The sequence below is a fragment of the Streptococcus sp. genome (assembly GCF_030528045.1).
In the GTDB taxonomy this organism is placed as follows: Bacteria; Bacillota; Bacilli; order Lactobacillales; family Streptococcaceae; genus Streptococcus.
On record NZ_JAUMZR010000021.1, the window covers coordinates 25,593 to 32,936 of the forward strand.

Here is a 7,344-nt window from a genome sequence, read left to right on the forward strand (position 1 = left end):
TGTTCAATGGTATAATACCTCTAGTTTGCATATTTATCCAGTTATAAGCGGTTATTATTCAATTTATTTTTGAGATTTTGGTTTGAATTCTTCAAGCAGTTCCGTCATTACTTTGTTCAGATACTCCAGCTCCAGATAACCAAATTGTCTAGTCTTCCGAGCACGCTCTATAGCGTTCCTCAATTCCTCTACCCCAGGAGAATTTTGTGGTAAGTCGACCAATTTATCAGACAGTCCCTTGAGATGTTGGAGAGCTTCTGCTTCCGTCACTTTACTAGATTTCGCTTGTTTCCTTCTCATGCTCACTGACTGCTTCTTCAAAAGTTAAGGTCCTGCCCTCACGGATTAGCTGGACATCCGTCTTTTCCGTCGCTTCCATATAACGTTTGACAATAACATCCACAAACTTCTCATCCAATTCAATTCCAAAACAAACCCGACTAGTCTGCTCAGCCGCAATTAAGGTAGAACCACTTCCTAAGAATGGGTCCAGGACAAGTGTCCCTCTCATGGAAGAATTCTGAATTGGATAAGCCATGAGCTGAACGGGTTTCATTGTTGGATGCTCTTTACTGGATTTTGGACGGTCATATTCCCAAATGGTCGTCTGCTTTCTATCAGAGAACCATTGGTGTTTTCCCTTTTGTTTCCAGCCATAAAGAACTGGCTCATGTTGCCATTGGTAAGGGCTTCTGCCTAATACCAAAGAGTTCTTTTTCCAAACGCAACAACCGCTCAAATAAAGGCCAGCGTCCTTAAAGGCCTTTCTGAAATTTAGACCTTCTGTATCCGCATGGAAAACATAGATGGAAGCATCCTCCTCCATAGACTGTTCCACGTTCACAAACATAGAAAAGAGAAACTGATAAAAATCCGCGTCGGACATATCATCATTTTTGATTTTACCCGCTGTTTCTTCCACGTTAACATTGTAAGGAGGGTCAGTTACGACGAGGTTGGCCTTCTTATCTCCAAGGAGAAGCTGATAAGTTTCTGGCTTTGTAGCATCTCCGCAAATCACCCGGTGCTTTCCAAGGTGCCAGATATCTCCTTGTTTCGAGATGGTCGGTTTTTTCAGCTCTGCATCCACATCAAAATCATCTTCTTTCACTTCCTTGTTGTGGACTTTGGAAAAGAGCTGATCAATTTCCGGTGCTTCAAAACCCGTTAGGTCCAAGTTAAAATCCGCATCCTGTAAATCCACCATCAGGTCTGCGAGGAGTTCTTCGTTCCACGCGCCTGTGATTTTGTTTAAGGCGACATTCAGGGCCTTAACCTTATTCTCATCTTCAATCTGAACCTGAACACATTGGACTTCTTTATAGCCCAAGTCAGATAAAACGGTCAGTCGTTGATGACCTCCAATCACGGTGCCATCATAATTAACAATAATCGGCTCCACATAGCCGAACTCCACAATGGACTTCTTGATTTTTTCGTATTCCTTATCACCTTTTTTCAACTTCTTTCGTGGGTTATAAGCTGCAGGTTTTAATGTCCCAATGGGTAAAGTGACCCACTTCATATCTTGTGTGACTTTCATACTACCTCCTTAGTAAAAACGAGATTGAATATAGCAGGCATGGCTGCAAAACTTCCGCTTCGCATTGCCGTATGATAAAAAAGACTTACCGCAATGTTGGCAAGTCAATTCATAATAGGCAGTGTTTTGTTTTTGGTGCAGCTCCAGATGGTCCTGCCACCAGTACCTCCGACAGGCATCTGAACAAAATTTCTTAGGCCGGCCAGTTGCTTTGGGGATAAAGGTTTCTTTACAGTGAAGACAACAAGGAAGGCCACTGGCTTGGTCTTTCATCATCTTCGTGACGGCATTCCGATAGCCCAATAGTTCCGGATTTCGTTTGCAGTAATTGCGAACAGAATCCCGAGACAAACCGACTATCTTTCCAATCAACTGGTAGCCCAAACCTTCAGAACGCAGTTTTCTAATTTGTTTTCGCTGAAAATCGTCCATTTCTGCCTCCTTTCTGTACTGAAATCTCTAACCTTTTAAACCATAAAACGAAAGAAAAACAAGCCATAACTTCTTGTTACAGCTTGTTTATCAGTTATTTATTTCTTCAAAAAATATACCCCCTTTACATTTTGCGAAAATGCACGTTTGAGGGGGCCACGGTCTTTTGAGAGGCAGTTGACAGAGATTTTATCCCCCCTACCCCTCACTAAAAATCATATCCATAAATTGGAGTATGGTCTTCGGTCATAGTTTTATGGTCATGACAGGATTTACAAAGAGGTTGCCAATTGCCCTCATCCCAGAACAATTGTTGGTTTCCTCGGTGAGGAACGATATGGTCCACTACCGTCGCCCGCCTGTAACGATTCCTCTTCAAGCACCGTACACAGAAAGGATGGAGCTTTAGGAAACGAAGCCTAGCTTTGTTCCAGCGTGAGTCATACCCTTTTGCCTTCGTGGACTTTACTTCCAGTAAATGAAGATGGCTGTGTTCCTCGCAATACTTGGAACCATAAGGCACTAGCCTTGGACAGTTTGGATGCTTGCAAGGTAGAGCGGGTCGTCTTGGCATAGTCTTCACCCCTCTCTATATTCTTTCACATCTTAATCATATCACAATATTTCGTGCAAAGCAGTACCGACTTAGTACCGTATTAGTTCCGGGGTAGTTCCGCTTTAGTACCGCACTAGTTCCACCCTAGTACCGGGGTAGTTCCGTCTTTTCGATTTTTGCAGTTTTTACTTGACAAATAAAAAAAGTTCTATCTCGCAAAAGATAGAACTTCAAAAATTAATATTATAAATAGTCATCCCAATTTAATCCATCTTTTAGGAAATGCTGCTTTAATTCTTCCCCCAGTAAACTTTTGGAATATATGCAGGTTACAGGATCACCCTTTGGAAATGCTTCCTTTGATTTTAAATTCAGTAGTGACTGTGGAACTATTTTGGATTGTGTATCCTTGAGTGTCAGTGCCAGGATTTGCTTTCTTGTTCTTAAAGAATAGTCAAACTCTAAAGTCAAATACTTACCATAACCAGTCAAGCAAACAAATGTTCCAACCAATTCCTGAACCGCTCCTAAAACTTGCAATTTTTGCATAGTTGTTCCATCTTTTTTTATGCTCACCTGGTCAATCCTGATATGATTAGCTAAGCAGTCGTCAAAGAAACTACCCGGACCTTTTTGATATCGTATTCCACATAAATGCATGAAGTTTGTTGGAGAAAAATACACCTCAACTACATTAGATTCTGTATGGTAATACATTACTTTACCAACAAAATTTTTCTTGAAAAAAACCGCTGCAAAATGTAACTGCATTAAAAAATGTTGAAGTTTAATTCTTTCACCATGATTTGGTCTCTTATACTCTTCTTGTTTTGCCATATTCTCCTCAAAAAAAGTGACTTACAGATTCTGTAAGTCACTCAGTCAGTCGGTTTATTCTGGTGTCTGCCACCGCCTGGCCCTTACGTCCAAGATTAATATCGGATTTAGTTCTGGTGTCCGCCACCGCCTGGCCCTTACGTCCAAGATTAATATCAGATTGACCATGAGCCGACTACTCATTTGATGATTATATTATACATCATTTTAGAGAACTATGCAAGTAAAATCTTTTTCCAAAGAACAACGCACCATGCGCCTATAATAGTTCTCCATCACGTAAGCTGCCATGTCTGAAATGGCTTCCTTTGTCACTGGCATGACCTGCATATTGTGGGTTGTCTGATTATAAAGTGTCAAGAATTGAACCTCAATATGATAGATATAAACTCCAGAAACAAATAAGGTAGATAGGATTTCAATTTCTAAAATTTTCACATGCTGCACCTCTCTCTATTGATGTTTCTAGTATACCTCAAAAATACTGATCAAGGGGCACTGCTCTCTCAAATGTACAAAAAAATGTCTGAAATGATTATTTTTTCCATCTCAGACATTTTTGAAAAGGTTATTTATTTTCTTGCACCGCTTGGTAGGCTGCCTCCAAGGCTGCCTTTAAGGACCAAACCGAAACTTCGTGAAAATCCAGGCTATCCGTGTTCCGTCTTTCTAAGGTTGGAACGTTGAGGTATTGTTTGGCGATTTGCTCGAGTTGTTCTTTCATGGCTTTTACCCCTTTTCTTTTTTGTATGTGTATGTTACCGTACAACCCTTTATTTATCAAGTCATTAGGGCAGAAATTTCAAAGATTTCTACCCTTTGATTTTTCCTTTTAAGCCGGGAAGCGTTCCAGAATCTGGTCCAAGATTTCTTCTATGCTTTCATCCCCTGGGTACATTTCCCAACCTCTGTCGTAACTAATAGCTTCCATACCGTCAACGTCCACTCCCAATTTAAAAATGCGTCCGTTATCAATTCCATCCTCGAAAGGTTCGGGGCTTACCTTTGCTAGGTAAACCACCTTTCGATTGTGGCTTGTAAATGTTCCCTCTTGCCACATGTTTCTGCCTCCTTAGTCCAACCAAACGTAGTCGTCAACTTCCAGGCCTGTTTCTTCGCAAAGAGCTTGAAGTTTAGGGTAGTCCGCTCCGAAGTATTCTTCGACTGTGTATTCTCTGCTGTCCCCATAAGCTTTCTTTGTTAGTTCAATGGATTGCTTATTTTTCTTCAGCTCCTTGAGTTCTTCCACATCATAGTAGAATCCATATTTCTTAAGTAAGTCTGCTAATTTTTTCATAGCCTTTTACCCCTTTTCCTTTTTGTATGTGTAGTTTACCGTACTATCTCTTATTTATCCAGTCATTAGCGAAGAATTTTCAAAGATTTCTAAAGACCTACCTGCACCTTTAAAGCCTTATCAATCCGCATTAGCCAGGCTTCTTCTCGAATGCTCATGACCTTATTTTTCAGCTGAAACTTATCCACCGTAAGGACTTGTTCTGCCAAAACCAAGCTGGACCATTTGAGCCCTTTAAAAACTTTCTTAGGTAGATACACATGAGTAGGCAGGTGCTTTTTCTTTTGGACCTGCTTGGTTAAGGGAAGCACCGTCACCAAATGGGAGTGGTCGTTGGCTTTATTGTTGCTGACGACGATGGCCGGTCGAATCCCTTGTTGGATATGACTGTTCTTCCGACTTCCAAAATCTACGTAATAAATATCGCCTCGTTTGCACATATGGGTCTCCTCTAACTAAGTAAAAAATCTTCTAACTGCTGGTTTCTGATAGCATAAATCAAACGCAGTTCCTTGAGTGCTTTTTCTTTCCACCTGCTAATGGTACTCCGACTAATATGGTACTTGACCATAAGGTTGTCCCAGCTTTCTGACACAATGACTAAATCCGTCACAAAATCAGATAGGTCGTCCGGAAGCTGGCTGACGGCCACTTCAAAGAAATGCAATTCCTGAACCAAACGACAGTAGCGCTTTGATAAATACTGATAAAGCTCCCGATTGGCTTTCTCGGTTTCTTCCTTGTAGGATAAAGCAATGACCTCACTGCGATAGGGATTCTTACTGGTTTGCACCTTTGGTTCATCGGACTGTCCATAAACCATGGTGTCCAGCATCTCGTTTTCTGAGATGCCGACAAAATGGTCCAATTGGCTGCGTAAGAGCTTCACTTCCTTTTCCATGTTCTTGTAATCATAGAAAAGGCTCTCTATTTTATCCATCCGCTTCCTCCTCTCTCAATTCATATTTGACGGCATCAATCAGAAATTGCTGAGAGATGTCCTTTTCTTTCAATCGTTTCATGACCTGCTCATCTATGGTGTTCTTCGCAATGATGTGGTGAACAACCACCGTTTTTTTCTGTCCCTGCCGCCAGAGCCTGGCATTGAGCTGTTGGTACAATTCCAAGGACCAAGTGAGACCAAACCAACAAATGGTATGACCGCCAGCTTGAAGGTTCAGTCCATGGCCGCTGCTTGCCGGGTGAATCAAACCAAGGACTATCTTTCCCTTGTTCCAATCCTCAATATCCTGATTGCTTTGAATCACTCTGGCTTCTGGAAAGCGCTCCTTGATGCGTTTCAAATCATGCTGGAACCAATAAGCGACTAACAAGGGCCGGCCATTCATACTCTCCACCATATCTTCCAAAGCGACTAACTTCTGATCATGCAAGAGTACCGTCTTTTGATTCTCATCATAAACCATGCCGTTGGCCATCTGCAGTAATTTATTCGAAAGACTGGCACTATTCACTGCATCAAGCACTTGGCCTTTAAGTGAAACCACCATCTCTGCTTTGAACTCCTTATATACTGCAAATTCTTGTTCTGACATCTCAACCAGAACTTCATTATCCACTCGTTCAGGCATATTGAGATAATCGACCGCCTTCATAGAAATAGTCATATCTGCTATCTTATCGTAGATGGCTTCTTCTGCTCTAGCCTTCGGCTTATAAGAAAAGATGACCTGACCGTTTCGCTTGTCGGGGTCAAAATATTGGTTACGAAATCCAGTGATGAAGCGCCCTAAACGCTGTCCTCCATCTAAAATCCCAATCTCAGAAAATAAGTCCATGATATTTCCAGGGGTTCCAGTCAGCCCAACCATGCGCTTGATTCCAAATCGAACTTTCTTTAAAGCTTTGAAGCGTTTAGCCTGATAAGACTTGAAGCTAGACAGCTCATCAATCACCACCATATCAAAGTCAAAAAGTTGATTTTGAATCAACCAGATAACATTTTCTCGGTTAATGGTATAGATAAAGGCTGCGCGTGTTAAAGCGGCTCTCCGTTCTACTTCACTGCCTATAGCAATGGAAATATCAAGCCCCTTTAAATGTTCCCACTTGTCCAGCTCACTCTTCCAAGTATGACTGGCCACTCGAAGCGGGGCAATGACCAAGACTTTTCTGACCTCAAATGAATCCAATATCAAATTCCACAATGCCGTTAAGGTAATCACTGTCTTTCCTAGTCCCATATCAAGAATCAAACAAGCTGTCTCATGCTCTTCAATGAACCGAGTCGCCACCTCTTGATAAGGATGTGCCTTGTATGTCATCTAATACTTCTCCAATCTTTCCTTTATCGTCCAATACATAAACCAGAAAACCCAGCTTTCTTAACTGCTCCATGCGCCTAAGCTGAATCTTTCTGGGCTTTTCTCCTGGGGCTTTTAACTCCACAAAGCCAAGCCTGCCTTGAGGTAAAACCACGATTCGATCAGGCACTCCTGCCAAGCCATGCGAGACAAATTTCATAGCAAGGCCACCCCGCCTCTGACTTTCTACTCTCAGTTTTTCTTCAATTTCTCTCTCTCGCATTTCTTCTCCTTCCTGGGTTTCCGATAGGGGTTGCCAAAAGGGTTCAAACTCCTTACGCGCGTACGGCTGCCCATTATCCCTATTTTACTAGTAGTAACACTACTCTCTTAGAAAAGATAGGCAACTAAGGAA

13 protein-coding genes and 1 pseudogene are annotated in these 7,344 nt (G+C 41.8%); 1 reads left to right on the forward strand and 13 read right to left on the reverse strand.

Annotation, left to right across the window (positions count from 1 at the left end; all coding sequences use genetic code 11):
• Positions 1–63 precede the first annotated feature (63 nt).
• The 5 genes from Q4A91_RS05485 to Q4A91_RS05505 all read right to left on the reverse strand — a co-directional run bounded on the left by Q4A91_RS05485 (position 64) and on the right by Q4A91_RS05505 (position 3,368).
• A complete protein-coding gene (locus tag Q4A91_RS05485; protein WP_303209597.1) occupies positions 64–300 on the reverse strand; it encodes an XRE family transcriptional regulator in 237 nt (78 codons plus the stop codon).
• Entirely contained in the window at positions 275–1,543 is a 1,269-nt protein-coding gene (locus tag Q4A91_RS05490; RefSeq protein WP_303209598.1) for a site-specific DNA-methyltransferase, read from the reverse strand. Before Q4A91_RS05490 ends, Q4A91_RS05485 begins: the two co-directional genes overlap by 26 nt.
• A gap of 9 nt (positions 1,544–1,552) precedes the next feature.
• Positions 1,553–1,975, reverse strand: a complete 423-nt coding sequence (locus tag Q4A91_RS05495) for a helix-turn-helix domain-containing protein (protein ID WP_303209599.1) — start codon at positions 1,973–1,975, stop codon at positions 1,553–1,555.
• Positions 1,976–2,183: 208 nt separating this feature from the next.
• Positions 2,184–2,549: an HNH endonuclease signature motif containing protein gene (locus Q4A91_RS05500; RefSeq protein ID WP_303209600.1), complete on the reverse strand. Its 366-nt coding sequence runs from the start codon at positions 2,547–2,549 to the stop codon at positions 2,184–2,186.
• 225 nt (positions 2,550–2,774) lie between these two features.
• Entirely contained in the window at positions 2,775–3,368 is a 594-nt protein-coding gene (locus Q4A91_RS05505; RefSeq protein WP_303209601.1) for a PBECR4 domain-containing protein, read from the reverse strand.
• Positions 3,369–3,384: 16 nt separating this feature from the next.
• Here Q4A91_RS05505 and Q4A91_RS05510 point away from each other — a divergent pair, with 16 nt between their 5' ends.
• Positions 3,385–3,555 carry a hypothetical protein gene (locus Q4A91_RS05510; protein ID WP_303209602.1) on the forward strand — a complete coding sequence of 57 codons (171 nt, stop codon included), beginning with the start codon at positions 3,385–3,387 and terminating at the stop codon, positions 3,553–3,555.
• 20 nt (positions 3,556–3,575) lie between these two features.
• On the opposite strand, the gene Q4A91_RS05515 is transcribed toward Q4A91_RS05510, so the two are convergent.
• From Q4A91_RS05515 to Q4A91_RS05550, 8 genes and pseudogenes are all read right to left on the reverse strand, one after another.
• Entirely contained in the window at positions 3,576–3,806 is a 231-nt protein-coding gene (locus Q4A91_RS05515) for a hypothetical protein (RefSeq protein WP_303209603.1), read from the reverse strand.
• A 130-nt stretch (positions 3,807–3,936) separates the two neighbouring features.
• The gene (locus Q4A91_RS05520) at positions 3,937–4,092 is read right to left on the reverse strand and encodes a hypothetical protein (protein WP_303209604.1); all 156 of its coding nucleotides are present in this window, start codon (positions 4,090–4,092) and stop codon (positions 3,937–3,939) included.
• A 108-nt stretch (positions 4,093–4,200) separates the two neighbouring features.
• Positions 4,201–4,428 (reverse strand): hypothetical protein, encoded by a 228-nt coding sequence (locus Q4A91_RS05525; RefSeq protein WP_303209605.1) that lies wholly within the window; start codon positions 4,426–4,428, stop codon positions 4,201–4,203.
• A gap of 12 nt (positions 4,429–4,440) precedes the next feature.
• Positions 4,441–4,665 (reverse strand): hypothetical protein, encoded by a 225-nt coding sequence (locus tag Q4A91_RS05530; RefSeq protein WP_303209606.1) that lies wholly within the window; start codon positions 4,663–4,665, stop codon positions 4,441–4,443.
• Between the two features lie 89 nt (positions 4,666–4,754).
• Positions 4,755–5,105 (reverse strand): type II toxin-antitoxin system PemK/MazF family toxin, encoded by a 351-nt coding sequence (locus tag Q4A91_RS05535; protein ID WP_303209607.1) that lies wholly within the window; start codon positions 5,103–5,105, stop codon positions 4,755–4,757.
• Positions 5,106–5,116: 11 nt separating this feature from the next.
• Positions 5,117–5,605: a hypothetical protein gene (locus Q4A91_RS05540; protein WP_303209608.1), complete on the reverse strand. Its 489-nt coding sequence runs from the start codon at positions 5,603–5,605 to the stop codon at positions 5,117–5,119.
• Entirely contained in the window at positions 5,598–6,950 is a 1,353-nt protein-coding gene (locus Q4A91_RS05545; RefSeq protein ID WP_303209609.1) for a DEAD/DEAH box helicase, read from the reverse strand. The genes Q4A91_RS05540 and Q4A91_RS05545 overlap by 8 nt, the downstream gene beginning before the upstream one ends.
• Positions 6,901–7,227: pseudogene (locus Q4A91_RS05550) on the reverse strand (VRR-NUC domain-containing protein); the annotation flags it as partial. The gene Q4A91_RS05545 and the pseudogene Q4A91_RS05550, both read right to left, overlap by 50 nt.
• Between the last annotated feature and the right edge of the window lie 117 nt (positions 7,228–7,344).

What these genes read in the sequence shown, in the direction of transcription:
- Q4A91_RS05485 (WP_303209597.1), bottom strand. Translation starts at nt 300, where the DNA reads ATGAGAAGGAAACAAGCGAAATCTAGTAAAGTGACGGAAGCAGAAGCT.
- Q4A91_RS05490 (WP_303209598.1), bottom strand. Translation starts at nt 1,543, where the DNA reads ATGAAAGTCACACAAGATATGAAGTGGGTCACTTTACCCATTGGGACA.
- Q4A91_RS05495 (WP_303209599.1), bottom strand. Translation starts at nt 1,975, where the DNA reads ATGGACGATTTTCAGCGAAAACAAATTAGAAAACTGCGTTCTGAAGGT.
- Q4A91_RS05500 (WP_303209600.1), bottom strand. Translation starts at nt 2,549, where the DNA reads ATGCCAAGACGACCCGCTCTACCTTGCAAGCATCCAAACTGTCCAAGG.
- Q4A91_RS05505 (WP_303209601.1), bottom strand. Translation starts at nt 3,368, where the DNA reads ATGGCAAAACAAGAAGAGTATAAGAGACCAAATCATGGTGAAAGAATT.
- Q4A91_RS05520 (WP_303209604.1), bottom strand. Translation starts at nt 4,092, where the DNA reads ATGAAAGAACAACTCGAGCAAATCGCCAAACAATACCTCAACGTTCCA.
- Q4A91_RS05525 (WP_303209605.1), bottom strand. Translation starts at nt 4,428, where the DNA reads ATGTGGCAAGAGGGAACATTTACAAGCCACAATCGAAAGGTGGTTTAC.
- Q4A91_RS05530 (WP_303209606.1), bottom strand. Translation starts at nt 4,665, where the DNA reads ATGAAAAAATTAGCAGACTTACTTAAGAAATATGGATTCTACTATGAT.
- Q4A91_RS05535 (WP_303209607.1), bottom strand. Translation starts at nt 5,105, where the DNA reads ATGTGCAAACGAGGCGATATTTATTACGTAGATTTTGGAAGTCGGAAG.
- Q4A91_RS05540 (WP_303209608.1), bottom strand. Translation starts at nt 5,605, where the DNA reads ATGGATAAAATAGAGAGCCTTTTCTATGATTACAAGAACATGGAAAAG.
- Q4A91_RS05545 (WP_303209609.1), bottom strand. Translation starts at nt 6,950, where the DNA reads ATGACATACAAGGCACATCCTTATCAAGAGGTGGCGACTCGGTTCATT.